A 26,140-nucleotide genomic window follows, 5' to 3' on the forward strand; every position below is an offset into this window, starting at 1 on the left:
AACAACATAATAATATAATAATATTATTTAATATTGCAAGCATGCCGCTTTTAATTAAGACACAGATTCAAACAAAAATTGCAAATATCTGCTTTTCCGACAATTCTAAAGCTAGTGAACGAGCTTCAGAAATCATCATTAAAGGTAAAGAGGCAGGTTTTGCCTTAGATATTAATGGAATTGCCTTAGAAGAAGCACAAGAGGTTAGAAATCATATAATAAACGAATTAGAAAAGATTGCTGACATTGAGAGAATCAATATTGTTTTAACTAGTTCTGAAAATAAACAGGCCCAACCAAAAAAAGAAAATTCCAAAATAATACTTGATAACATTAAGAAGGTGATCTTGATTGCTGCAGGTAAAGGAGGAGTGGGAAAGTCAACAATAGCAGCACTTCTTGCTCAAAAACTTGCCAGCCAAGGAAAAAAAGTAGGCTTGCTTGATGCAGATATTTATGGTCCTTCCATCCCCAGCATTTTTGATCTTAAGGGGAAACCAGAGTTAGTAAATAAGAGAATGATTCCTCTTTGTAATTATAATGTTAAAGTAAACTCAATCGGTTTCATTACTGATCCTTTATCATCGATTAGTTGGAGGGGGCCTATGACGAGCAAAGCTCTGTATCAACTTATTTCCTTAACTAATTGGGGACAGCTTGATTATTTGATAATTGACACTCCCCCCGGTACTGGTGACATACACTTGAGTTTATTACAAAATTATGTAACTGCTGGAGTAATAATGATAACAACTCCACAAAAAATTTCGGCAATTGATGTGCAAAGAACCATAAATTTATATAGAAAATTTGGAGTACCAATAATTGGTATAATCGAGAATATGAGTGGTTATTTTGCTCCAAGTTCAGAAAAAATTACCATATTCTCCGGTAATAGCGGTAAACAAATTGCAAGTGATTATACTTTACCTCTTCTAGCTAAAATAGCCTTAATTCCAGAATTATCTGCATCGTGTGATAAAGGGCTAGCTCTTGAAAAGTATTTTGATCTATTAGATTTTACAATCTAATATTTTATAGTATAGGAATTTCAAAATTTGTAACCAGAAAAATTGTTAATCAAAACTTTGAAAATTCATTTAATAAATATGTAGTTACAAGCCACAATATTAGAAATTATCAACACTTTTACAAAAATCTCTGCCAGAATCCATCTAAAAATAGGTTCAGTTTTACAAATTATGTGGCCAAGACGTGAAAGAAGTGTTCGCCATAATGATGTTATCTAGGCGTTGATAATAATTCATTGATTCTTATTAATAACAATGGCGGAGATAAACCGTAATAAACTTGCCGCAGATTCATACATTTATTGCAATTATAGCAAAACAGAGGATCTATTTTAAAATTCAACCAAATCATTAATCTCCAACTAATGAGCTTGGTTTTCTTATGAACGATTTGATTAATTGCCTTATATACGATAGGTAATTGTACACCCCTAGTTCTATTAGATAAAAAACCGTAATACCTAATCATTCGAAAATAACGATCTGGTATATGCATAATCAGACTAGCTATGAACTGCATCACGGGCATAGTTATGCGATCAATTGTATTATTATAGTGATCAAGAAATTTAAACGTTACCTGCTTTCCGTCGTAATTTTCTATTCTTGTCTCGGAAATAGGGGGCGTTTTATATACCGCCCTAAATATTCTATGTTGCGTTTATGATCATCCGATGGTTTTTGTAAATAAACATACCAACTGATTTCGTATAAACTACTCATCCAGTTATTAAAATTCTCAGCATTTTGATATGCGGACGGCAACTTCAAATTACTTGAGATATATTGAAAGCGAAATAACTCAAGGACTCTATGTCTCCACATTTTTTTAATAGGTTCGGCAGGAAAAAATAATTTTTGCCACTTGCCTTTGCTATTTATACCGCCGCAAGTAACCGATAAATGGATATGAACATTGCGTTTTAAATCTCTACCGAAAGTGTGTAAGGCAGTAAATATACCAACCACAAGATTTTTCTTTGTAGCTATCTCCTTAATAATTCCTGCTGCAATACCGGAAATCAATCCAAACAGATCACGATTGAGCCAAAATATCGGCCATAAAGAGTCCGGCATTGTAAATGTAATGTGCTGCCATCGTGTTTTTGGTAGAACATTGCTAGCCTTACTCACCCATTGATCCGTTTGTTTCTTACCACAACGAGAACAAAACCTACCTTTACAGCTGAATGCTAACGATTTATTGCGGTTACAATCACGGCAGCTATAACGTTTAAATCCTAAATATTTCGTTCCACACGATATAACTTTAGTGACGTTGAAAATAATGCCGTATCTTAGCTTGCCGTATTTTTTAGCGAAATCGAGACCAATTACCACGGTCTAGAAAAATATGTTTTATAGATATTCCTTTACCGACTATTTCCATAAATTACTTATAGTTAATGTTTTCTTACCAAGGAATCTTTCTTCCTTTGCGTTCTAAATCAAATTCTTTACAATCAGGGCAATAGTAAACAGAATTATACTTATGATTGGGAGATATTTTTCGCAACATTATCCAGAAAGCCTTGGCTATTTCCTTATCTCCTTCGGAAAAAATCTTTTTGATCCTGCTGTAAGGAATTGCTTGCTCTTTAGAAATGGCCTTAAGAGTTTTTACCGCTAATTCATTGACCAAATGCTGCTCAGAGTGCAAGTTACTCATAACTCAATTATATATTATCTTATGTATGTCTAACATTCAGTCTTTATAACTCAAGTTAAAACAAATCAAATACCAGTATTATAATCCTCCATAAATATTTATCGGTCAAGAGTATCTTCTTTTAAGCTGCCACCGATAGGTGGCTTATCTTGTTTTAGCGTCATAATTGGGAATCCTGAAGAAGACCAAGCGTGAATTCCACCTTCAAGATTCCATAAACTGTACTGAAAACCTTCTTTATTTAAGGTCTGACATCCAATCATTGATCTAATACCGGATTTGCACTGTAAAACTATTTTCTTCTCTCCTAAATCAGGAAGCTGATGAATTTTTGCAGGAAGTTGAGATAATGGTATATTAATAGCTTTTTCAATATGTGCTTCTTTATACTCGAGTGGTTCTCGGACATCAACCAGTATCACCTCATTTTTATCCAGCCAAAATTTCAATGTTTTGGGATCTAGAGTTTTTATTTCTGCCATCATTTCTGCCTTTCTTGATTTACTTATAATACTAGACTTCCAAAGCTTGCCTATAAAGCTCTAATATAGCATCTTGCTCAGCTAATTTATTTTTATCAAGTTTTCTTAACTTAATTATTTGTTTCATTGTTTTAACATCAAAACCGTTAGCTTTTGCTTCATCAAAAACCTGTTTTATGTCATCAAGTAATGCGCTTTTTTCAGTTTCTAGTCGTTCAATTCTGTCTATATATTGCTTCAGTTGATCTTTTGCTACTATTTCAGCCATAAAAATCCTCTTTATTAATTATGATGTTTTTTATAAACACATTTAAAACAAAAAACCACTAAAAGCTTGTGATTTTATATAAAATATATTGCTTGGGACTAGAGTTTAAACTATTTAATTATACTAGCCTATTAAACTTATAGTTTAATGCAATTGGGCTTAAAATCATTTAATATAATTATAAAATCTATGGAGATAGATATTGTCAGCAAAATTTATATTGCTTTATCAATAGTTGTTTTGTATCTGCTTTTTAAAACAACTGTTGAATGGAAAAAAGGATTAGACAGAAAAAATTTAAGCTTAATGCAATTATACTTAGAACTCAAATTTTTGTACAAAAACCTTGGGCACAGTACACAATATAGTTCCAGCGAGAATTTTTGCATTGAATTAATGTTATCTATAAAAGAATATTATAATTTAGAAGAAATTATGGTAATTGATTCAATCCATATGGAATTTAAAACCAGAGCTATTAGTTTATTAAAGAAAGAAGTTTATAATTTTCTTCCGGGTAATTTAATCTCTCTCAAAGAAAAATTTAAAACTAAAGATATTGTAGTGCTAAATACCACAATTAATAATAGAAAATATGTATTATATATTGCGGAATTAGCACAAGGTATCGACTGTAATGGTTTTATTATATGTGTTGAAAACTTTCCAAGCTTATTAAGTAAAAATGAATTGCTAGGCCTTGAGTCTAATAATAACCTCCTTAAAACGAGATTATTTTATAGTATAGGAAATTCAAAATTTGCAACCAGAAAAATCATCAATCAGCTTTTTAAAAATTCGTTTAATAAATATGTAGTTACCAGCCACAATATTAGAAATTATCAACACTTTTACAAAAATCTCTGCCAGAATCTATCTAAAAATAGGTTCAGTTTTACAAATTATGTGGCCAAGACGTGAAAGAAGTGTTCGCCATAATGATGTTATCTAGGCGTTGATAATAATTCATTGGTTCTTATTAATAACAATGGCGGAGATAAACCGTAATAAACTTGCCGCAGATTCATACATTTATTGCAATTATAGCAAAACAGAGGATCTATTTTAAAATTCAACCAAATCATTAATCTCCAACTAATGAGCTTAGTTTTCTTATGAACGATTTGATTAATTGCCTTATATACGATAGGTAATTGTACGCCCCTAGTTCTATTAGATAAAAAACCGTAATACCTAATCATTCGAAAATAACGATCTGGTATATGCATAATCAGACTAGCTATGAACTGCATCACGGGCATAGTTATGCGATCAATTGTATTATTATAGTGATCAAGAAATTTAAACGTTACCTGCTTTCCGTCGTAATTTTCTATTCTTGTCTCGGAAATAGGGGGCGTTTTATATACCGCCCTAAATATTCTATGTTGCGTTTATGATCATCCGATGGTTTTTGTAAATAAACATACCAACTGATTTCGTATAAACTACTCATCCAGTTATTAAAATTCTCAGCATTTTGATATGCGGACGGCAACTTCAAATTACTTGAGATATATTGAAAGCGAAATAACTCAAGGACTCTATGTCTCCACATTTTTTTAATAGGTTCGGCAGGAAAAAATAATTTTTGCCACTTGCCTTTGCTATTTATACCGCCGCAAGTAACCGATAAATGGATATGAACATTGCGTTTTAAATCTCTACCGAAAGTGTGTAAGGCAGTAAATATACCAACCACAAGATTTTTCTTTGTAGCTATCTCCTTAATAATTCCTGCTGCAATACCGGAAATCAATCCAAACAGATCACGATTGAGCCAAAATATCGGCCATAAAGAGTCCGGCATTGTAAATGTAATGTGCTGCCATCGTGTTTTTGGTAGAACATTGCTAGCCTTACTCACCCATTGATCCGTTTGTTTCTTACCACAACGAGAACAAAACCTACCTTTACAGCTGAATGCTACCGATTTATTGCGGTTACAATCACGGCAGCTATAACGTTTAAATCCTAAATATTTCGTTCCACACGATATAACTTTAGTGACGTTGAAAATAATGCCGTATCTTAGCTTGCCGTATTTTTTAGCGAAATCGAGACCAATTACCACGGTCTAGAAAAATATGTTTTATAGATATTCCTTTACCGACTATTTCCATAAATTACTTATAGTTAATGTTTTCTTACCAAGGAATCTTTCTTCCTTTGCGTTCTAAATCAAATTCTTTACAATCAGGGCAATAGTAAACAGAATTATACTTATGATTGGGAGATATTTTTCGCAACATTATCCAGAAAGCCTTGGCTATTTCCTTATCTCCTTCGGAAAAAATCTTTTTGATCCTGCTGTAAGGAATTGCTTGCTCTTTAGAAATGGCCTTAAGAGTTTTTACCGCTAATTCATTGACCAAATGCTGCTCAGAGTGCAAGTTACTCATAACTCAATTATATATTATCTTATGTATGTCTAACATTCAGTCTTTATAACTCAAGTTAAAACAAATCAAATACCAGTATTATAATCCTCCATAAATATTTATCGGTCAAGGGTATCTTCTTTTAAGCTGCCACCGATAGGTGGCTTATCTTGTAATTAAAAAATTCTGAAATTACTGGGCTTGTAAGTAAATTATCCCTTGTTTTAGAAGCTGATATTTGCTATAGTTTCAGCATAATTTATGTGCAAAAACAATGGCAAAAGAAGAATTACTTCAATTCGACGGGAAAGTATTAGAGCTTTTACCCAATGCTCATTTTAGGGTTATCCTTGAAAATGGACATGAAATTATAGCTCATACTTCTGGTAAAATGAGAAAAAATCGTATTCGTATTTTAGCTGGTGATAAAGTTAAGGTAGAAATGACCCCCTATGACTTAACAAAAGGTAGGGTTATACATCGCAGCTAAATTAACCTAAGAATTGTTGAAGTTTTTTTAAGGTGCTAAAATTACCTGGAACTTATCTTAAAATACTAAATCTGCTCTTAATAAATGATAAATTTTGATGTAAGCCAGAGCGCAGCTCTCCGTATTTCTGAACTTCTAAAGAATGAACCAGACAGTAAAATAGCTATTAGAGTGGCTGTAGATAGTGGAGGCTGTTCAGGCTTTATGTATGATTACAATTTGATTGATAAGGTAAATGATGATGACTTTGTTTTAGAAAAATATGGAGTAAAAATCGCCATAGATCCTTTATCTCAACAGTTTTTAGAGAAATGCAAATTAGAATTTATTGAAGAATTGGGAAGTGCTTATTTTCAAATATCCAATCCAAATGCAACTGCGAAATGTGGTTGCGGTAATTCATTTAACGTTTAGGTTTGTTGTTACAATAAATAAGCCCTATATTCTCTTTAAAAAAATGCCTAATTTTTACTAAACTTTTAAGAATGCTAGAGTTTGTTAGAGCGAATTACGCAAATAAACTTATTTAAAAAATTATACTAATTATATGTAATTTTTATAAGGTCTAAGAGCTGCTGGGCTGAAACTGTTTGTTCCTCTTTTTTATCTAAAAACCTTAATTTGAAGCTATTGCTTTGTATCTCATCAGCACCGGCAAATACAATATAATTAGCTCCATCCTTTAGTGCTTTTTCCATTCTTTTTTGTACTTTACCTTTTAGTTCAATTGCAACTGGAATAGAATGAGACCTTAAGAAATCAGCTAGTCTAATAATATAATTTTTGCATTCCTGTCCAATCGGAATTAGATAAAGCGGTGCTAATTTTTTGCTTTGATAATTTTTGAGCAGCATCATTAAAGCTAAACGTTCAATACCTAAACCAAAACCAATGGCAGGTACATCTGTTCCTCCCATCAATTTACATAGATAATCATAACGTCCGCCCCCACCTACTGCGTTTTGAGAGCCCAATTTATCAGTCGTAAATTCAAACGCCGTATGACAATAATAATCAAGACCCCGTGCTAATCGTGGATTTAGCTTATAATTAATATTTAAAATACCTAAATAATCAAGTACCTTATCGAAATAAGCCTTTGATTCCGCTGTATAATAATCAGCAATAAAAGGAGCTCCTGTTGCTATTTTTTTATCGTTTTCATCTTTTGAATCAAGTATACGAAGAGGCTTTTTTCTTAATCTCTCCTTACTATCGCTTGAGAGCTCATTTTCATATTTACTAAAGTAATTGATTAGAGCTTCCTGATATAAAGACCTTGAATTTTGACAACCCAGGGAATTTATTTCCAGTGTTATATCATCAAGGATATTTAGCTCTTGAAGTAAATGTAAGGCAAGTTTAATACTCTCAGCATCAGAATACGGTTCACCAGACCCTATATATTCACAATTAATTTGGTGAAACTGCCTTTGTCTTCCTGCTTGAGGACGGTCGTACCGGAATACCGGACCATGAGAAAATAATTTTAACGGGAGTTTCTGCTGAAGTCCGTTCGAAATAAAAGCTCTCATAATACCTGCAGTAAATTCCGGCCTAAGGGCTACACTTTCACCGCTTCTGTCTAGGAAACTGTACATTTCTTTGCTGATAACATCCGAACTATCGCCAAGTGTACGATCAAAAACTTTTGTGTATTCCAGTATAGGGGTACTTGCCCCCTCATAACAATATAAGGCAGTTATTTTTCGGGCAGTATCTATGATGTAGCTATGAAGCTCGAAATCCTCGCCGAAGAGATCTTTCATTCCTCTTAGTGATTGCAGTTTATCGGTCATGGGGTAGGGTTATCTTGGCTATTATTATTTGTCGAACTTGCCGAAATTTCTTCATTAGGCAGTACTGACTCCTGATGATCTTCCAGAGAAGCTTCTGCTGCTGGTAAGGCCTGATTATCTTCTTGAGTATAAAACCCTCTGAGAAACTTAACTATTTTCTCGTCTGTAATAATTTCCCAGAATGATTTATTATTGATTTTAAGGCTAAAGCTTTTTGGCTCATAACTGAAATCTGTTTCAAATTTATCTCCTTGGGTTAACTCCGGTATTTTATTGAAAACCCTCAGAGCTTCAAAAGCATTACTTTCAATATTACTAACATATTTTTGCATAATATCTAAACTGCTTTTATCATCACCGCTTATTTTTTCTATTAGTGGTAAAACTATTTCATGAGCAAATTTTGTTTTTGCATTTATGATTTTAAAAGGATCAGATAATGTTAACATACCATTATAGCGTTCCTTGTCTTTATTACTAATCGCTAAATCCATACTATATTCGTTAATACCGAAATGTAGGTTTGCGTCAGTAATGGAATCTTCAATTTTATAGGTTAAATTAGTACTGAATTTGGTGTTTTTTATATCAATAAGACTATTTGCCAAATTCATGAAATCTTCTACCGTTAATCCCTTAGACTTAATTAAGTTGCCTTTAGTTATTTTATAGTATAGGAATTTCAAAATTTGTAACCAGAAAAATTGTTAATCAAAACTTTGAAAATTCGTTTAATAAAATGTAGTTACAAGCCACAATATTAGAAATTATCAACACTTTTATAAAAATCTCTGCCAGAATCTATCTAAAAATAGGTTCAGTTTTACAAATTATGTGGCTAAGACGTGAAAGAAGTGTTCGCCATAATGATGTTATCTAGGCGTTGATAATAATTCATTGATTCTTATTAATAACAATGGCGGAGATAAACCGTAATAAACTTGCCGCAGATTCATACATTTATTGCAATTATAGCAAAACAGAGGATCTATTTTAAAATTCAACCAAATCATTAATCTCCAACTAATGAGCTTAGTTTTCTTATGAACGATTTGATTAATTGCCTTATATACGATAGGTAATTGTACGCCCCTAGTTCTATTAGATAAAAAACCGTAATACCTAATCATTCGAAAATAACGATCTGGTATATGCATAATCAGACTAGCTATGAACTGCATCACGGGCATAGTTATGCGATCAATTGTATTATTATAGTGATCAAGAAATTTAAACGTTACCTGCTTTCCGTCGTAATTTTCTATTCTTGTCTCGGAAATAGGGGGCGTTTTATATACCGCCCTAAATATTCTATGTTGCGTTTATGATCATCCGATGGTTTTTGTAAATAAACATACCAACTGATTTCGTATAAACTACTCATCCAGTTATTAAAATTCTCAGCATTTTGATATGCGGACGGCAACTTCAAATTACTTGAGATATATTGAAAGCGAAATAACTCAAGGACTCTATGTCTCCACATTTTTTTAATAGGTTCGGCAGGAAAAAATAATTTTTGCCACTTGCCTTTGCTATTTATACCGCCGCAAGTAACCGATAAATGGATATGAACATTGCGTTTTAAATCTCTACCGAAAGTGTGTAAGGCAGTAAATATACCAACCACAAGATTTTTCTTTGTAGCTATCTCCTTAATAATTCCTGCTGCAATACCGGAAATCAATCCAAACAGATCACGATTGAGCCAAAATATCGGCCATAAAGAGTCCGGCATTGTAAATGTAATGTGCTGCCATCGTGTTTTTGGTAGAACATTGCTAGCCTTACTCACCCATTGATCCGTTTGTTTCTTACCACAACGAGAACAAAACCTACCTTTACAGCTGAATGCTACCGATTTATTGCGGTTACAATCACGGCAGCTATAACGTTTAAATCCTAAATATTTCGTTCCACACGATATAACTTTAGTGACGTTGAAAATAATGCCGTATCTTAGCTTGCCGTATTTTTTAGCGAAATCGAGACCAATTACCACGGTCTAGAAAAATATGTTTTATAGATATTCCTTTACCACTATTTCCATAAATTACTTATAGTTAATGTTTTCTTACCAAGGAATCTTTCTTCCTTTGCGTTCTAAATCAAATTCTTTACAATCAGGGCAATAGTAAACAGAATTATACTTATGATTGGGAGATATTTTTCGCAACATTATCCAGAAAGCCTTGGCTATTTCCTTATCTCCTTCGGAAAAAATCTTTTTGATCCTGCTGTAAGGAATTGCTTGCTCTTTAGAAATGGCCTTAAGAGTTTTTACCGCTAATTCATTGACCAAATGCTGCTCAGAGTGCAAGTTACTCATAACTCAATTATATATTATCTTATGTATGTCTAACATTCAGTCTTTATAACTCAAGTTAAAACAAATCAAATACCAGTATTATAATCCTCCATAAATATTTATCGGTCAAGAGTATCTTCTTTTAAGCTGCCACCGATAGGTGGCTTATCTTGTTAAAAACTTTACTTAACAAGTCTGATGTTAATTTTGCAATTTCTTCAATCCTATCTTTTGGGTAATTTTTATTATCTTCAACATCCAAATTACCTTTTAGGACTTTACCATCGCCGGAAAGATTAAATGAAAGTTTATTGTTAAATAAGTTATTGCCATAAGAAGCAAGTATTGCGATATCAAATAACTCCTTATTTAAATTGAAAGTTTTAGCCAAATTTGAGGCTAGTTCTTCAAAGTGGATTTTGCCTTGAATAAATTTGAAAATGTTTTCTAAATGATTCTTATCAGCTGTTATTGAAACATTCATGTTAGAGTCGATTAAATTATCTGGTACAGTTGCATAGTAATAATCAGCAGCAATGTCATTTAAAAAATCTGTTAGAGGTTGACCTTCCTGAATCATTTCAAAATTTTTACTAGTTAATTGATGAGACCATTTAAAATAGTTGCGAGTTATACTTATACCCTTGGTATTTGCTACCAATTTTAATAGGTACTGATTAGTTTTTTCATCTAATTTTCCTGTAATTTCATAAGAAGCCCCTTTATCTGTCATAAGAGGTAATTGGTCAGCTGATCTTAAAAACTGCTGGGGCGCACTATTAAAGGTAACACGAATATCATTCATATTACCTTGAAAAACAGAACCACTAATTTTGGCAGAAAAAGACGGGTTAGCTATATATATTTCAGTTTCGCCCGTACCAATAGAAATCTTGTCACCGAAAGAAGAAACTGAAATATCTTTAGTTAAAGGATTATAGAATAAAGAAACTCCATCTAGTTTAGTCTGAAAAATATCGGATTTTGGAAAAATGATAACATTTGTTATTGCGACAGCAAATTTATATTTATGAATTTTAATATTATCCAACTCTAATTCAATTGCACCTTTTTCTTTTTGCTCTTGTAAGATCGGTAAGTATACGGTGCGTACTTTATCTTCAAATTTATTTGCAAGTACAAACCACGTTATTCCAAGAACAGTAACAACAGCAAAAAGCCCTATTTTCTTCTTCATGTTTTTAATTATATAAATATTTATTCAATTGAATTTAATTTCCTTCCGTAATTTTATCATTCCGGATACATTTATCAATACAAGAATTCCGCTAAGCAATCCCATTACTACAATAACTTTATCTTGGGAAAAATTGCAGAAAAATATAAAAGCAAATATAGCATATATCAAATATATTATTTTTCCATATTTAGGACTTAAATATTTTGCACATTTTGTTCCGGTTGTTAAATAAGCGATTATTGTTGTAAATCCGGCAAAGAATAGTAATAAAGTTACAAATAAATCGCTATATGGAAAGTAATTAGCTATCGTCTTTGAAACTATTGTGGTTTCATCCAGATGATTAAATTTATACCATGCACCGGTTACCCCAAGCATAGTATTAGTAAGTATGCATATAAAAGTATCGGTAAATAATGCGTATACAGCTAGAGTAGCTTGTTTTTCCGGATTTACTATATTAGTTTCGCTTTGCACTATGGAGTCATAACCGATACCAATATCTCCGGAATAAACGGTTTTGGACATGCCATGGTATGTGGCTAAGATCATACTACTGCCGACAAAACCTCCTATTGGAGCATGTCCAGTAAAAGCAGAAGTAATGACGGTAGCAAAAAATTCTGGCAAAATATGTATATTACTAACAATAATGTATAAAGCTACAAAAACATAAACAAGCATAAATATAGGCATTATTATAGTGCATATGCTAGCTAGCCTTTTTATGCCGCCAATAGAACTATATAAAACTAATGCTAATAGTCCTAAAATTACGGCCATTCTATTTAATTCAAAACTATGCTCAATTCTGTCTACTAGTACTAAAAACTGATAAGTTTCTACACCGTATAAACATATAAGAAAAGCCGCAATACATGGTACATAGTTATTTTTAAAAGCGTCACGCAGGTAATACATAGGACCACCGTCAAATCCTCCATTTTTATTTGGCTGACGATGTTTTACTCCCAAATATATTTCTGAATATTTTATTAACATGCCACAGATTGAAGCTATTATAGTCCAAAAGATACTTCCCGGGCCGCCAATCATGAGGGCAGTACTTATGACGATAATATTTCCAAGTCCTACCATTCCTCCTACAGAGGCAAAGTAAAGTTTTATTGGATGAATGCCAGTATTAGCCTTATTACCACCTTCTTGTAAAATATCCTTTATATTTTTTTTGAAATTGCCAATAGCACGGAATTGGAAGCCTCTAGATATTATAGTAAGATAAAATCCCGCAGCGCAGATTACTGCCCAACCTATATAACTCCAGTATAAAGAACTTAATGCGGCAATGATGTCAAATAAATAGTCCATAATAATTTTGTTTTTAAGTTAATTTTGATGTTTTTTAAGTAATTGGTTTAAAAATTATCAAGGACGTTTTCGTGCCATCAACAACTTAAGAGTAAGGAGGAGATAAGTAAGGAAGGTTATAAAAGGTTGGTACATAATAAAACAATAAAAACAAATTCTAGAAAAATTTAAAAAGCTCAGCTTTGAGCGGCAGATAATTAAACTAAAAATGTTTTCGCTTTATCATAATATTTAATAATCTAGGTATTGCTTTTATTAGTATAGGTATTGTAACATAATTTTTAGAAAAGACCACTCTAAAAATTATTTTTATAGAAAAAACTGCTAAACCAATTGTTACTATCTAGTCTTTCCGTCAAAATTCTAAATTTTTGATGTAGTTTTAATAATTTTAAAAGTCAATCATCGCATTTTTATTTTTTTGGGGTATTTTTTTACCAAAAATATAAAATTTAGGTGCTATGATGGCAAAAATTCACAATTTACTCATGATTCTCTCTTGAGCAATGCTAATTGCTTAAATTATTAAGATTTTCGGAAAATTATTATGCGGTGGATTCTTTGAGAATATTAGTGATTCTACGCAAATTCAAGCCAACGGCAGAGATAAGCGGATTAACGATATCTCCAATTATTCCCTTAAGGTAGTTTCTACCCATACGACCAAAATTCTTTAGATGACCTATTATCGGTTCAATTGCACTTCTCCGCTTTTGCATCTTTTTGTCATCGGTTGATAAAGCTTTCTTGGTCTTGGCGGTAAAAACCTTGCCTTTTTCTTTGAAGTTATGGCCGGTGTAACCAAGATCTACAAAAATTTTGCTAGTCTCCGGACTTAGCTTGCGCAGCTCCGATACCGTTTGATCTAAAGTATGTCCGTCGTAGGGGTTACCGTGAAAAGATTTAACCCCAAGAATAAAGTTGCCTCGGCCGCTTACTGCAATCCCGACTTTGTTACCAAATTCGTAAGGTTTATTCATTTTACCCTTGCCGATACACTCTACCTCCGGAGCATGAAAGCTATAGACTATCTTATGCTCTTTTTTATAAATATCCTTGTCCTTTTTCTTAAGCACAGACTGGGCATGAATATTTTTAACTCTCGTAAAAATGGCGCTATCCTCAGCAGATAGTTCTAATTTTGATTTTTCTATACCTCTCCAGCATATACGGATCAACCTACCTAAGCGGACTTTTAAGCTTATCATTATTTTTCTACGTTGCCTTGCTTTACTATCTTCCTTGTACTTCCAAAGCTTGATCGTCTTATATTTAAAACTCTTGGCGTATGTCTCGTTAAGCGAAATACCAAGTCGTTTACAGAGATCTACTACTTTTGCTCTTGCGGTCTCCATTAAATGTACGTCATGTGGATGTTTGATATTCTTAATCTGTACAGTCGTATCTATAATCGCCGATTCCAAGTCTTTTTTTTTGAGTGCTCCGACCTTCAGTCCTATACGCAAAAGCTCTTTTAGAATCTCTTTATATCCTTCCTCTCCCAGAGCATTGCGGAATCTACGTATAGTCGCCTCCGATACGTCAATATCTTGTTGCATATACTCATAGCCGCAAAAATATTGCCAATATATATTTTCCTTTAATTCTTCCTCCGTAAACGAATCAGAACCGTTATACATAGCTTGCAGCATTGATAGTCCTAGCATTACTCTATGATCCTTCTTATTTCTACCGAATTGCTTGATTTCAACCTTAGCTAATGCCAGCGCTTCAAGTTCAGACCAATTTACCAAATCTCTCAGTTTATATAATTTGTTTTTGCGATTTAGTTGTATAGATAATTTTTCACCAAATAATCTTTCTTGTTTTTGAGAAAAACTAATATTTTCTATAGGCATATACTTTAAAATCCATAAGCTTTATGCGCTAATTATAACATTTTCTTATGGATTTCGTAAGCCATTTATAACATGAAACCCCTTCTAATTCAGGGGTAGAGAGTTTTGACGGAGAGACTTATTAGTTCAGGAGATATGTTCCTATGCGGATCAATTTAGTAACACAACTATTGATCCGCAATTCGTCAAGTGGTTAATTACGAAATACTATTCGCCTGATAAAAAATAAAGTTTCTTTCATTTATATTTCTACTTAAATTTGTCACAAACAGCTATTGTATCAACTACTCTTGGATGGTCCTTAGCAAAATTAGCAATCATTTGATCATAAAAATGCTTTTTCCAAAATTGATTTTTACCTATACAAGCAGCTTTTGATCCTTGCGATAATAAATAAGAAACATCATCCATACGGCTATAATTATTACCGTATGTTCTAAAATAAATAGCTTCCGCTTCATTATAAGCTGTTAAAGATTCATCAAACCGATTTTTCCTAAATAACGCATCTCCTTTAGCTACTAATGCGGTAGCAAATTCGGGGTTAGTAACAGCGGTGATATTATACTTGTCCATTTCTTTTTGAAAAATGTCACAAGCTGTAGTAGCATGTTCTAACGCTTCATCAACCATTCCTAAGCCTAGTTCTGCTCTAGATAATTGCACCAGTATTCTAGCATGTAATTCATGGATAGCCTGGTCATCAGGCATTGTTTCTTTTGCAGCCTGCTTTATAATATCATAACTGTCTTTAAATTTTTCCATATAATTAAGTACCTCTGACTTTACAATATAACAAGGCAAGGTAGCAGTGGCTTCCGGGATAAGCTGTTCTTTGGCAAGCTCTAACACTAATTTAATAGTATTATCTATGGCAGCTAAAGCATCCGGATATTGCCTTTTCGACAATAATACCCTAGTCTTTATATACCAATACGTTGCTTCGTCATCTTTACTGTCTTTATTATCGATATATGGCTTATTTTTTTCTGCCAGAATACTATATTGTTCTAATTCTTTTTCTGTATTAATAATATCACCGCTATAAACCTGAGCCTGCGCAATTTGCAGTAATATTGCAGCTTCTAACAAGCGGGCTTCTTTTATATCTTTTATTATATCCCGAGCTTTTAAGAAATAAGATAATGCACTAACATATTTACTTTTAGCAAAATGTTCATAAACGCCTATATCGTTTAAGTACCAACTGTAACTAATTTTCTGCGGATTAGTCATCTTTCTACTATCTAAAGATTCGGATATTTTTTTATCTTCTAGCCAATTTTTCATCTTTTCCATGTTATAGTAATCCAGCAATGACATATAATATCCGGCAAGATTTTTCCTAAGTTCCAGTACAACGTATATGTTAACCTTATATTTTTCAGCATTATCGAGTAAAATGTCTAAATTGGATTTAATTGTTGCATCACTAGTGATAAAACCATACCTACTCATTTCTCCCTTTTTTTGCATCAAGGAGTTTAATGCCCCTATTACCTTAGTAAGTTCCTCTTCTACTTCTTTTTCTGTGGCAAGTTCTAAGACGCCTTCTTTTATTGCGTCATGCATCTCAAATAGGTTGGTATTATCCTTATTTTCAGTATTTTTTATTAATCCAAATTGAGAAAGATGCTGTAATCCTTCGGCTATATAACCATCGTTACCCAAAAGAATATTGAGTAAATTTTTTGAAAAGTTTTGGTTATTCAATACAGCAATAGTACGTAAAAGTTTTTTATCATTATCATTTAACAGATTTAATACAAGTTCCATATGTTTTTTTACCGGATTAGATGATTTCATTAATATATTTTTATACTCGTCGATAGAGAGGTATTTATGCTCTTTTAGTAAAAGAGCGCCTTGGACAATAGGCCCTGGATATCCTTTAAATATATCTACTAATTTCTCAAGCAGTTCCTGGCTTACCTGATCGTTGCCCAATATTTTTTGTAAAAGCTTCATGCCGTTTTCCTTATCTAATTGATGTATATATATGTTATTCGGTAAAGTAGCAGAATCCTGAGCACATGTTATAATATGCCCGTCATGATTCCAGTTGATTATTGGAGCTATCTTTTTGTTTTGATTTAATCTTAAGTTGTCAAAAACCAATAACCAATTTTTTCTTCCCGTTAAAAAGTCCATGGTTTCTTTCTGGGCCTTATTGGGCTCTTCGGAAAGTTTATTTTTGCTTGTTGCCAATAATGTCTCGTTAATCTTCTTTGCTAATAACACAAATTGTTCATTTAGATCCAGGCTAGCGTCAAAAAACCAGATCAATTCATATTTCTCACGATTAGTTAGCGCATAGTTGCGGGCAATCTCAGTTTTTCCAATACTGGTAACGCCAACTAAACTTACTGTTTTGTGTAATGAGAGACTCTGTAAAATATCTTTTGTAGGTTCTGTGCGGTCAACGAAATAAGCCACCGGATTTAACCTTTTTTCTACCACAATATCAGTTTTTTCAGCAGAAAAAGCACATCCACTTAACCAAATTATATGTAATAAAACTAATGGCTTACTATTTTTTATTAAACTTGATAACACGATTAAACTCCCCTTTTTTAGTTAAATTAAAAATTGTTATTTTATTGTTACCTTGCTGAGGAGCAACTTCATAACTTAATCCGCATTGCTTGATTAACTGAAATATCCTTTTGCAATTGAGTATATAAGGATTACATATGTGATGAGATATATCTTCAGACCATTGGCACATATGCTTTTCACTGGCAGCAAATGAATCGTAAATTATAAACATCCTATCTTCCTGGAAATTAATAGAGAAATTTTTTATATGAGTTCCACCCCTCATAAAGTATAAAATATTCAATAATAAGCTAATAATAATTTGTTTAAACAACGCTGTATTACATGCTATATCGATGGAAGAAACATCAGATATTAGTTGTAGCTCGAATTTATAGAAAACTCGCGTAGTGTAGGCTAGAACAAGGACTCTTATCTCTTCTAGGAGTTCAGTAACATTTAAGTGATCAACAGTTGGTTTTATAACAAAAAACTCAGTCCCCAAAGCATGTTGCTGGTCTAAACCCTTAAAAGCTTTTGCATATCCCAGATAAAGTTCATGCTCTTTCTTTAAAACTGAAATTTTTCTAGTTAACTCATTAAACTGTTGTATTTTATGTATAAAATACATGATTAACGGGATCGCCGCTAAAAATCCTAACACGGAAATTATAACCAAGCCAAAAGTTTGACGATTGAGGTAACTTAAATTAGCTTGTGCAAAAGATGATTCCTGTTTAATGCCCAGTTTAAGCGTGAGGCCATTCTCCCTATTAATTTGATAGGTTTTTATAGAAGAAAATTGCAAATCTTCAATATTTGCCATTAATAGTTTACCATTCAAAGTTAATTGACAATAAAAATTTTCAGTTAAAATAGAACTTAGCAGATAAACCAAGGGTTGTAAATCAAAAATTATTTGTTCTGGGCCGCGGCTAATGTATAAAACATTTCCTGTAATTATTGTATTTTGTTTTTGCGTATTAACTGGTGAATAATTTTTAAGTATAATTAATTTATTAGAATCTGAAACACCATCATAAACCAATTTTAGATCATGCAATATAAGGTTTTTTATAGTGACCTCAGCGCCTTGGAGAAAAGATTCCTCCTTTTCTTTTACTTGGAAAGCAAAATCTCGATAAACCACAATATCTATAACAGCTACAACTAAAAATGTAGTGATTATAGAGACTGTATAATACTGCCAATAATTTTTCTCTGCGTTTTTAACTACCTTGTTTAACCCATAAGCAATAATAGATTTTCTTAGATGAGGCATCGATCTTGCTCTTGTAAAAAATTTTTACAAGAAAAAATAGCAACTATACATTAATTATCGGTTAATTTTTATGAAATTTATTTATTCAGGGTTGTTTTTTATTCCATTAAACAATAGAGTTATTAGCTGCTGCAGTTCATCTATCTCTTCACGAAGCAATTCAATAGAGGTTTTAGTGGACTTTAAATGAGCTGCTACTAATTCGTTAAAATCGATGCTACGGTTTTTCTTTATATAGTTTTCGATCTCGTGCTCCTGTTTTCTTACCTGCTTTTCCATATTCTCCAATTTATCCAAAATAAAAACTAGAGAGTCCTTGAGTTTATCTACTTTCTGTTCCATTAGAATATCCTTTTATATTTCCTTCAGCGATTGTATCTTTTAACAATAATCTGATAAGCTGATTAATAGCATTCTGATGCTCCAAATTATTAAGCCGCATAAAGTTACGGACCACTTGCCTGCAAATTTGCTCTTGGTCTATCGGCAGCTGATATGTGACTTCAGTTTCTAGCCCCTCATAAAAGTAAGATACTCTCTCACCGAGCGCTTTAGAGATTAAAATTAACCTTCCTATTGAAACTCTATTTTTTCCTTTCTCATACTTAGAAAGCTGCTGACCGGTTATACCAACGGCTTCTGAGAGTTGCTTACGTGAAAAACCTTTTGACAACCTTAACGAAGCTATTTTATTACCGATAAATTTGTCTATTTTTGCTATATAATCGTTTTTACGTGCCATTTTGTCCTTTTGGTAAAATATTTACCTTTTTATAGTTATAATTTTAAAACTTTAAGGTATAGCCTGTTTTTTCCCTACCGAATCCTGCACTAAAGGGCTAATTACTACAGTATTTATTACGGTTAAACTATAATTGAATTTCTATATATAATAATAATCCTGGAATTACTAAAAAACATTTGGTATAAAAAATTTTGTACAAAAAATAGACAATCAATTAGGAGGGAAATAGACTATTATGCAATTTCACGTACAAAATTTTTTAGGGAAATACTATACATTAACTACTAGATCGGCAAAAGATTTTATTGGCAAACCATGGTTTTTAATTGCAGTGGTCACTTGCCTTATATTTGCTTCCATTAACCCATCACTAGCTACAGAACATAATATTAAAGAATATGGTATTGTTATATTACCAGAAGAAAAGTGTACAAAAGTGGCAGAAAAATTAAACAAGGACATTACAAAAATATTAAGCCACTTCAAAAATGCTAAAAACCATTGGCATGTTACTTTGTATCATGGAGCATACGACACCAAGGATATAAACGAAATATATAATAAAATTAAAGCTATAGAGCTCAAACCATTTACTTTAAATTTTTCTAAGATTTCATCTACTTCAGATAGATGGATAGATTTAGGCACAGAAAAAACTGAATATCTTCAGGAATTACATAAGACCATTGTTCAGCTTGCTAGCCCTTACCATAAACGCCCTCTAGATCGCTCTAGAGATGTTTATAAAGATATGACAGGTGTACAGCGTGAACAAGTAGACAATTATGGTGTTAGCGGTCTTTTAGAACTATATAATCCCCATATGACATTGTTTTATCAATACCCACCAAGCTCCGAGTTACAACACGCTGCAAAAGAAATAGGAGTTAACTTTAAGGAAAATATGGTATGTAAAGCCTCCAAGATAGTTGTAGGTGAATTAGGATATAATGGCAATATTCAAAAAATAGTTTATAGCATAGATATACCTAAGTAATTATTTAAAATACATGCCCAATACCTTACAAGAAACAAAATCTATAAAGAATAGATTGATCATCAGTTCTAAACAAAATGATCTGAAATCTGAATTTTCGTCTATAACAAATATACCTGGCTTTGTTATCGCTAAAGATATTCATTCAAGATATTCTGTTATTAGCAAAGATTACGCCTTATTACTTGGCTGGAAGAGCCCTGATCAATGTATTGATTTAACAGATTTTGATATACCTTGTGAAGCGGTAAAGGCAGCAGAGCAATTTAGGACTCTTGATCAAAAAGTGGTGGATACTGCAAAAGCCGTACTAAGCGTGTACATTTGCAATTATTCGTCCGGTTGGAAAACCTTAATTAGCAATAAGACTCCTATACAACAGGAAAACGGCACAGTTGCCGGAATATATGGCCAGGTGATGGATGTATCGAATACCAATATGTTTAATTGGTATTTGACCTTAAATCAAAAGGATCAGAAATTCATAAATACCAAAAATAAACCAGCAATTTATATTTTAAATCAGGAACATTCCCCTCTCCCGTTAAGCAAACAACAACAAGCATGCGTGTTTTTATTGCTGCGAGGCAAATCCATGAAAGAAATTGCTAAAATTTTAAATTTGTCGGTACGCACTGTAGAATCCTATTTTATGATAATCAAGTTAAAACTAGGATGTAATAATAAATCTCAAATCATAGAAAAAGCAATTAATAGCGGATTTCTATATTATATTCCAGAAGATATAATTTCTATGGAAATGCATTAGGTATTATGAGAAAAATTATTATCACCTGTATGGTAGGTAACGCATTAGAGTGGTACGATTTTATCTTATACGCTCAATTTGCTTACATACTTAAAGAAAAGTTTTTTCCAGATAGTTATATTAATGAAATACTGACTTTTGCAATATTTGCAGCTGGATTTATTGTTAGACCGATCGGAGGAATTATTTTTGGAAACATCGGAGACCGATTCGGTAGGCGTATTTCTTTAGCTATCGGCATACTAACAATGGTAGTACCTACTACCATAATTGGGTTATTACCAAGTTACGATTCAATCGGTCTAGCTGCTCCTATAATTTTAACCATAGCACGATTGGCACAAGGATTTTCATTAGGTGGAGAATTCAGCGGTTGTGTAATTTACCTTACAGAACATTCCCCAGCAAATAAAAGAGGGTTAGCCGGTAGTATTGTATATATTAGCCAATGTTTAGGTATGTTGTTTGGGTTAATAGTTGCCTACTTACTTAGTTTCCTTTTATCAAAAGAAGATTTATGGTCATTTGGCTGGCGCCTGCCTTTTATTAGTAGTTTTTTTATCGGTATGATAGGGTTGTACATAAGAAATAGCCTATCGGAAACTCCATTATACACTAAAATAAGGGATCGGGGATTAACTGCAGCATCTCCTTTAAAAGAAATACTGCTAAATCATAAAAAGAAGATTTTTCTAGCAGTGGGGCTTTATATTAATGTTACAGCTCCTTTTTACGCCGCAACAATCTTTATTCAAAATTACATGATAACCCTTGGTTACAACCAGAACGAAAGTTCAATATCAGGCGGGCTGACTCTAATAATCATGATGGTCAGCTTCCCAGTGGCAGCATTGATCTCAGATAAAATTGGACGCAAACCTGTAATTTTTTATAGCTGTCTGGCACTTGTAATCCTTACATATCCGATTTTTCTCATGATAAATGCTAAATCTTATTACCTTGCAATAACTGCGCAAGTTTTATTTGCTATTATAGTGGCATTTCATATGGGGGCAATTCCAACAATTCTAGTAGAGCTTTTTCCAACTAGAATTCGTTTTACGGGAGTAGCGTTATCATGTAACCTAAGCGCTGCTATATTTGGAGGTACAGTACCAATGATTGGTACATGGTTATATCAAATCACGGGAGACAGGTTAGTCATGTCTTATTATTTAACTTTTCTAGCTGTTCTAGCTATTAACCCACCAATTAAATACCCGACTTAGGCGGCATATTTTACTTCTTTCGCCTGAAATAATCTTTTGATATGTTCTGGGTTATTTTGCAGAGTCCTTAGGTAAGATTTTAAATTCCCTTGGAGTTCAGATTTTGTAAGAGGTATATGTTTCCTATTTACATTTCTTTTTAAATCGTTGTTTAAATATTCATCCGGATTATGTTGCGGAGTATACGGAGGCAGAAAAAATAAAGAAATTTTCTTTTTATGTTTCCGAGTCCATATTTGTACTTTTTTGCTATGATGAACCTTGAGATTATCTAGGATTAAGAAGATTTTTTTCTTGGAGTATTTTACCAACCTCCGTAAAAATTCTATAAATACATTTGTTTTTAGTGTCTCTTCGTACAGCATAAACCTTAGCTTACCGTTATTTGTAACAGTGGATATCATGTTTATACTAAATCTCTTCGATTTATGAATCACAACAGGGGTTTTTCCTTTTAAAGAATAGCTTTGTAATACCTGACACTCTTGTTTTATCCCTACTTCGTCGCACCAATGTATTTCTGCCTTTTCATATTCTGCTTGCTTGGCTATTGACGGATATTCTTCATCTAACCAAAATTGAACCCTTTTGGGTTGCTGCTCATATGCTAACTTCTTTGGCTTTTGTGCAGTATACCCCCATCTTCTTAAATATTCGCCTATTGTACTTAGGGGAAGAAAAAATCCACAATGTTTTTTGATGAGTGCATTAACTGATTTTCTTGACCATAATGCTGATTTGATATTGTGATCTTCTGGTCTAGAGATATTTACGTACCCTTGTATTATTTTACTTTGATCTTCGGTTATAAGCCTTTTCTCTCCTATCTTTCTACCTCTTAACTTCCCACTAATTGCGTACTTGTCGCCTCTCTTTTCCCTCCTTACCCATTCATTTACTGTCTGGCGACTCACTCCTATTAATTCACCTACCGACGATTGACTCTCTCCTCTTTTTACTAGTTTTAGAGCAATCTTTCTCATCGACGCTTGTGCGCTTATTGATAATTTCCTAAAATCTTCACTTTTTGACATTATTGCATTATACAAATTCCTTCCTTCTTGGCAATAGTTATGTCGGGTATTTAATTGGTGGGTTAATATGTTCATAATGTATTTTTATAAGGAGACATATGATAATATATTATAACTTTATTTAATTATATCCTCCAAAATCAACCCTTATCTTTTGCTTCAAGCGGGTGAAACTCTTTTAATGTCTTTTTCAAATGAGAAGCTTGTACGTGCATGTATATCTGGGTAGTGCTAATATCACTATGCCCGAGTAATTCTTGAATAACTCTTAAATCTGCGCCATTCTCAAGTAAGTGGGTAGCAAAACTATGGCGAAGAATATGAGGGGAAATACTATCATGATCAAGACCTGAGTTCAAACTTGCTTTTTTTAATAACAATGCAAAATTCTGCCTTGTCATATGGCCCTGATTCGAATAGCTGGGAAAAAAATAGCTATTTGATTTCGAATTTTTACTAACACAAAAACTAGTGCGAATTTTCAAATATTTTTCTAAAGCGCTCTGTGCTTGATCATTAATAATTATAACTCTTTCCTTCGAACCTTTCCCTTTAATTAAAAAGTTCTTTCTAATTATAGAGCAATTACTTCCACTAGTAATATCACTCATTTTTAAACTGACAAGTTCACTAACACGCATACCGCTAGCATATAATAAATGGATCATCGCGTTTAATCTGATCCCGTCAGGAGTACTGTCCTGCTTACAATATTCAAGTAATGTCTTTATATCTTCAATCGATAAAAATTTAGGTAATTTAGAATTATAACGGGGTAAATCCACCACCAAAACAGGGTTGTAATCTGTGTGATTCTCACTTACTAAAAATATAAAATAGCTTTTTAAAGTTGAAATTTTACGATTTATCGACCTAGGGGATATTCCAGATTTAGCCAGTTCTGAAATGAACTTACTAATATCAGAATCTTTTACTTCCAGTTCCGTTAATCGGTTTTTAATTAAAAACTCCCAGAAGTCTTTTAAATCACGTTTGTAACTGAGTACCGAATTTTTGGCAATCCCCCTCTCCGCAAGCATCATCTCTAAAAACTGCTCGATAAAGTTCATATGTTAGAATTTTTTGGAGGCCAAGGCCGGAATCGAACCGGCGAATAGAGGATTTGCAGTCCACGGCATTACCACTTTGCTACTTGGCCATTTTTTAAAGATATGTTAGCGCTGCTTCCAAGTTCTAGCTAATTTCGGCATAAAAAGCAATAATATTTTCAAGGATAGGGTTAGCTAATCTTGTTTACGCGTTGTGCATGCCGTCCGCTTTCAAATTCCGTAGTTAAAAATTTGTTTATAATACGAAAAACAACTGGTTCTTCCGTGATTTTACTAGCAAGAACTAGCACATTTGCATTATTGTGTAATCGTGACCTCTCTGCCATAAATTCATTTAAGCATAAAGCTGCTCTTACCGAAGAACTACGATTGGCTGCAATTGACATACCAATGCCCGTGCCACAAATCAATATTCCTTGCTTTATATTACCCTCAATAATTTCCTCAACAACTTTTTTTGCGTAATCGGGATAATCCACCCTATCCGTATTATAAGATCCCAGATCAATAATACTTTTTTTCTTATTCTGATAAGTTATTAAATGGCGGTTTGCTGGATTATTCGAATATATCTCATAGCCAATATGAGTTAAGAATTCAAGAATTTTTAACTTTAAATCAAATCCCGCATGATCATTTGCAATGGCTAAATCATAATTTCGCATAAAAATATCCTTTTTATAGAAAATAATTAGTATTTATTATATAATACGGTCGAGTTAATAAATAATAAATTTTAAACCGTAGGCATAAGTTAAATGAAAAATTATAGTTTTTGTATATTACTATATTTAGCTGTTAGCACTTTATCCGGTTGTGCGGTAACAAAGCAACAAGCTCCCATAGAATACCACCATGGTAACTCAAACCTAGGAGATTCGAGGAGTTTAAATGAAAACACAGTAACTGTCATTAGCAATGATGGAGAAATAATATCGAGCAAGCCGGAAATTGAAGAGCTGCCAGAAGTTATCAAACCTAATCTTGATAACGAAAACTATATAGTACCAGAAAGCAAACCTACCGACATTAATTATAAAATAGTTGAGCATTACGTAGTAGAAAATGAAACAATCCACGAAATAGCTGCCAATTATAAGCAAAATGTAAATGCAATTGCAGAAATCAACGATTTAACCCCTCCTTATCATTTAGAAGAATCTCAGATCCTAAAAATAAAAGTACCAAAAGATTTTATTCAAAAACCTATAGTAACCACTAAGGCAAAGGAAACCACGGTGAAACCACTAGAGGAAGTTACGGATTACATCTCTCCTGTTGTAGGTACTGTTATAGCAAAATTTGGACAAAAAACAGAATATGGAACAAATAAGGGTATCAATATTTCTGCCGATGAAGGAACAAAAGTTGTAGCATCAGCATCTGGTAAGGTAATTTACGCAGATTATGATGCTACTTTCGGTAATTTAGTTATCATAAAACTAGATAATAAAAATATAGTACTTTCTTATGCTCATCTCGCAAATTTAATAGTAGCTAAAGGGGCTAGCCTCAACCAAGGTGATATAGTAGGTTATGTGGGCCATACCGGCAAAGTAAAACAACCACAACTGCATTTTGCGATAAGGGAAGGAAAGAACGCAGTTGATCCATTAAAATTTGTGAGTTATTAGTGCAAAATAAGACTTGTGTATCAAG

Annotated in this window: 25 protein-coding genes, 1 tRNA gene and 3 pseudogenes; 8 read left to right on the forward strand and 21 right to left on the reverse strand. The window is 32.9% G+C overall.

What is annotated here, in order from left to right; translation table 11 throughout:
• Positions 1-41 precede the first annotated feature (41 nt).
• Positions 42-1,031 (forward strand): Mrp/NBP35 family ATP-binding protein, encoded by a 990-nt coding sequence (locus N3Z16_RS06660; protein WP_282485887.1) that lies wholly within the window; start codon positions 42-44, stop codon positions 1,029-1,031.
• Positions 1,032-1,242: 211 nt separating this feature from the next.
• Here N3Z16_RS06660 and N3Z16_RS06665 read toward each other — a convergent pair.
• The 4 genes and pseudogenes from N3Z16_RS06665 to N3Z16_RS06680 all read right to left on the reverse strand — a co-directional run bounded on the left by N3Z16_RS06665 (position 1,243) and on the right by N3Z16_RS06680 (position 3,450).
• Positions 1,243-2,372 (reverse strand): annotated as a pseudogene (locus N3Z16_RS06665) (IS91 family transposase).
• A 73-nt stretch (positions 2,373-2,445) separates the two neighbouring features.
• Positions 2,446-2,700, reverse strand: coding sequence for a hypothetical protein (locus N3Z16_RS06670; RefSeq protein ID WP_282485543.1), 255 nt, complete (start codon positions 2,698-2,700; stop codon positions 2,446-2,448).
• Between the two features lie 98 nt (positions 2,701-2,798).
• A complete protein-coding gene (locus tag N3Z16_RS06675) occupies positions 2,799-3,185 on the reverse strand; it encodes a rhodanese-like domain-containing protein (protein ID WP_282485888.1) in 387 nt (128 codons plus the stop codon).
• Between the two features lie 28 nt (positions 3,186-3,213).
• The gene (locus tag N3Z16_RS06680; protein WP_223938446.1) at positions 3,214-3,450 is read right to left on the reverse strand and encodes a DUF2312 domain-containing protein; all 237 of its coding nucleotides are present in this window, start codon (positions 3,448-3,450) and stop codon (positions 3,214-3,216) included.
• A gap of 189 nt (positions 3,451-3,639) precedes the next feature.
• Here N3Z16_RS06680 and N3Z16_RS06685 point away from each other — a divergent pair, with 189 nt between their 5' ends.
• Complete coding sequence (locus tag N3Z16_RS06685; protein WP_282485889.1) at positions 3,640-4,371, forward strand: hypothetical protein; 732 nt, start codon at positions 3,640-3,642, stop codon at positions 4,369-4,371.
• Between the two features lie 23 nt (positions 4,372-4,394).
• Here the strand turns inward: N3Z16_RS06685 and N3Z16_RS06690 are convergent.
• Together N3Z16_RS06690 and N3Z16_RS06695 are read right to left on the reverse strand one after the other, a co-directional pair.
• Positions 4,395-5,524, reverse strand: a pseudogene (locus tag N3Z16_RS06690) (IS91 family transposase).
• Between the two features lie 73 nt (positions 5,525-5,597).
• The gene (locus N3Z16_RS06695; RefSeq protein WP_282485543.1) at positions 5,598-5,852 is read right to left on the reverse strand and encodes a hypothetical protein; all 255 of its coding nucleotides are present in this window, start codon (positions 5,850-5,852) and stop codon (positions 5,598-5,600) included.
• Positions 5,853-6,105: 253 nt separating this feature from the next.
• Between N3Z16_RS06695 and infA the strand changes: the two genes are divergently transcribed.
• The gene (infA, locus tag N3Z16_RS06700; RefSeq protein ID WP_223938448.1) at positions 6,106-6,321 is read left to right on the forward strand and encodes a translation initiation factor IF-1; all 216 of its coding nucleotides are present in this window, start codon (positions 6,106-6,108) and stop codon (positions 6,319-6,321) included.
• A gap of 84 nt (positions 6,322-6,405) precedes the next feature.
• On the forward strand, positions 6,406-6,735 hold the full coding sequence (locus tag N3Z16_RS06705; RefSeq protein WP_282485890.1) for a HesB/IscA family protein: 330 nt from the start codon (positions 6,406-6,408) through the stop codon (positions 6,733-6,735).
• 125 nt (positions 6,736-6,860) lie between these two features.
• Here N3Z16_RS06705 and hisS read toward each other — a convergent pair whose 3' ends face one another.
• The 11 genes and pseudogenes from hisS to N3Z16_RS06760 form a co-directional block, all read right to left on the reverse strand.
• Positions 6,861-8,120, reverse strand: coding sequence for a histidine--tRNA ligase (hisS, locus tag N3Z16_RS06710; RefSeq protein ID WP_282485892.1), 1,260 nt, complete (start codon positions 8,118-8,120; stop codon positions 6,861-6,863).
• Positions 8,117-8,728 carry a hypothetical protein gene (locus N3Z16_RS06715; RefSeq protein ID WP_282485893.1) on the reverse strand — a complete coding sequence of 204 codons (612 nt, stop codon included), beginning with the start codon at positions 8,726-8,728 and terminating at the stop codon, positions 8,117-8,119. Before N3Z16_RS06715 ends, hisS begins: the two co-directional genes overlap by 4 nt.
• 264 nt (positions 8,729-8,992) lie before the next feature.
• Positions 8,993-10,122 (reverse strand): annotated as a pseudogene (locus N3Z16_RS06720) (IS91 family transposase).
• Positions 10,123-10,194: 72 nt separating this feature from the next.
• Positions 10,195-10,449, reverse strand: a complete 255-nt coding sequence (locus N3Z16_RS06725; RefSeq protein WP_282485543.1) for a hypothetical protein — start codon at positions 10,447-10,449, stop codon at positions 10,195-10,197.
• Positions 10,450-10,570: 121 nt separating this feature from the next.
• Positions 10,571-11,626 carry a hypothetical protein gene (locus N3Z16_RS06730; protein ID WP_282485894.1) on the reverse strand — a complete coding sequence of 352 codons (1,056 nt, stop codon included), beginning with the start codon at positions 11,624-11,626 and terminating at the stop codon, positions 10,571-10,573.
• Positions 11,627-11,650: 24 nt separating this feature from the next.
• Positions 11,651-12,958 (reverse strand): amino acid carrier protein, encoded by a 1,308-nt coding sequence (locus N3Z16_RS06735; protein ID WP_282485895.1) that lies wholly within the window; start codon positions 12,956-12,958, stop codon positions 11,651-11,653.
• Between the two features lie 545 nt (positions 12,959-13,503).
• A complete protein-coding gene (locus N3Z16_RS06740; protein ID WP_282485558.1) occupies positions 13,504-14,817 on the reverse strand; it encodes an IS5 family transposase in 1,314 nt (437 codons plus the stop codon).
• Between the two features lie 249 nt (positions 14,818-15,066).
• Positions 15,067-17,373, reverse strand: coding sequence for a tetratricopeptide repeat protein (locus N3Z16_RS06745; RefSeq protein WP_282485896.1), 2,307 nt, complete (start codon positions 17,371-17,373; stop codon positions 15,067-15,069).
• Entirely contained in the window at positions 17,348-18,637 is a 1,290-nt protein-coding gene (locus tag N3Z16_RS06750) for a hypothetical protein (RefSeq protein WP_282485898.1), read from the reverse strand. Before N3Z16_RS06750 ends, N3Z16_RS06745 begins: the two co-directional genes overlap by 26 nt.
• Positions 18,638-18,718: 81 nt before the next feature.
• Positions 18,719-18,979 carry a hypothetical protein gene (locus N3Z16_RS06755; RefSeq protein ID WP_223939319.1) on the reverse strand — a complete coding sequence of 87 codons (261 nt, stop codon included), beginning with the start codon at positions 18,977-18,979 and terminating at the stop codon, positions 18,719-18,721.
• Positions 18,960-19,379, reverse strand: a complete 420-nt coding sequence (locus tag N3Z16_RS06760) for a helix-turn-helix domain-containing protein (RefSeq protein WP_282485900.1) — start codon at positions 19,377-19,379, stop codon at positions 18,960-18,962. Before N3Z16_RS06760 ends, N3Z16_RS06755 begins: the two co-directional genes overlap by 20 nt.
• 238 nt (positions 19,380-19,617) lie before the next feature.
• Between N3Z16_RS06760 and N3Z16_RS06765 the strand changes: the two genes are divergently transcribed.
• From N3Z16_RS06765 to N3Z16_RS06775, 3 genes are read left to right on the forward strand one after another with little or no spacing between them, the layout of a single operon-like run.
• A complete protein-coding gene (locus N3Z16_RS06765; RefSeq protein WP_282485901.1) occupies positions 19,618-20,379 on the forward strand; it encodes a 2'-5' RNA ligase family protein in 762 nt (253 codons plus the stop codon).
• A 13-nt stretch (positions 20,380-20,392) separates the two neighbouring features.
• A complete protein-coding gene (locus N3Z16_RS06770) occupies positions 20,393-21,148 on the forward strand; it encodes a PAS and helix-turn-helix domain-containing protein (RefSeq protein ID WP_282485902.1) in 756 nt (251 codons plus the stop codon).
• Between the two features lie 5 nt (positions 21,149-21,153).
• A complete protein-coding gene (locus N3Z16_RS06775) occupies positions 21,154-22,377 on the forward strand; it encodes an MFS transporter (RefSeq protein WP_282485903.1) in 1,224 nt (407 codons plus the stop codon).
• Here N3Z16_RS06775 and N3Z16_RS06780 read toward each other — a convergent pair.
• From N3Z16_RS06780 to rpiB, 4 genes are all read right to left on the reverse strand, one after another.
• A complete protein-coding gene (locus N3Z16_RS06780) occupies positions 22,374-23,486 on the reverse strand; it encodes an IS630 family transposase (protein WP_282485904.1) in 1,113 nt (370 codons plus the stop codon). The two genes, N3Z16_RS06775 and N3Z16_RS06780, sit on opposite strands and share 4 nt — an antisense overlap.
• 65 nt (positions 23,487-23,551) lie before the next feature.
• Entirely contained in the window at positions 23,552-24,481 is a 930-nt protein-coding gene (xerD, locus tag N3Z16_RS06785) for a site-specific tyrosine recombinase XerD (RefSeq protein ID WP_282485905.1), read from the reverse strand.
• Between the two features lie 14 nt (positions 24,482-24,495).
• Positions 24,496-24,570 (reverse strand) — tRNA-Cys (locus tag N3Z16_RS06790).
• An 81-nt stretch (positions 24,571-24,651) separates the two neighbouring features.
• Positions 24,652-25,146: a ribose 5-phosphate isomerase B gene (gene rpiB / locus N3Z16_RS06795; protein ID WP_223939324.1), complete on the reverse strand. Its 495-nt coding sequence runs from the start codon at positions 25,144-25,146 to the stop codon at positions 24,652-24,654.
• A 93-nt stretch (positions 25,147-25,239) separates the two neighbouring features.
• On the opposite strand from rpiB, the gene N3Z16_RS06800 reads away from it, so the two are divergent.
• A complete protein-coding gene (locus tag N3Z16_RS06800; RefSeq protein ID WP_223939325.1) occupies positions 25,240-26,115 on the forward strand; it encodes a murein hydrolase activator EnvC family protein in 876 nt (291 codons plus the stop codon).
• Positions 26,116-26,140 lie beyond the last annotated feature (25 nt).

The sequence above is a fragment of the Candidatus Megaera polyxenophila genome, assembly GCF_029982035.1.
Classification (GTDB): domain Bacteria; phylum Pseudomonadota; class Alphaproteobacteria; order Rickettsiales; family Rickettsiaceae; genus Megaera; species Megaera polyxenophila.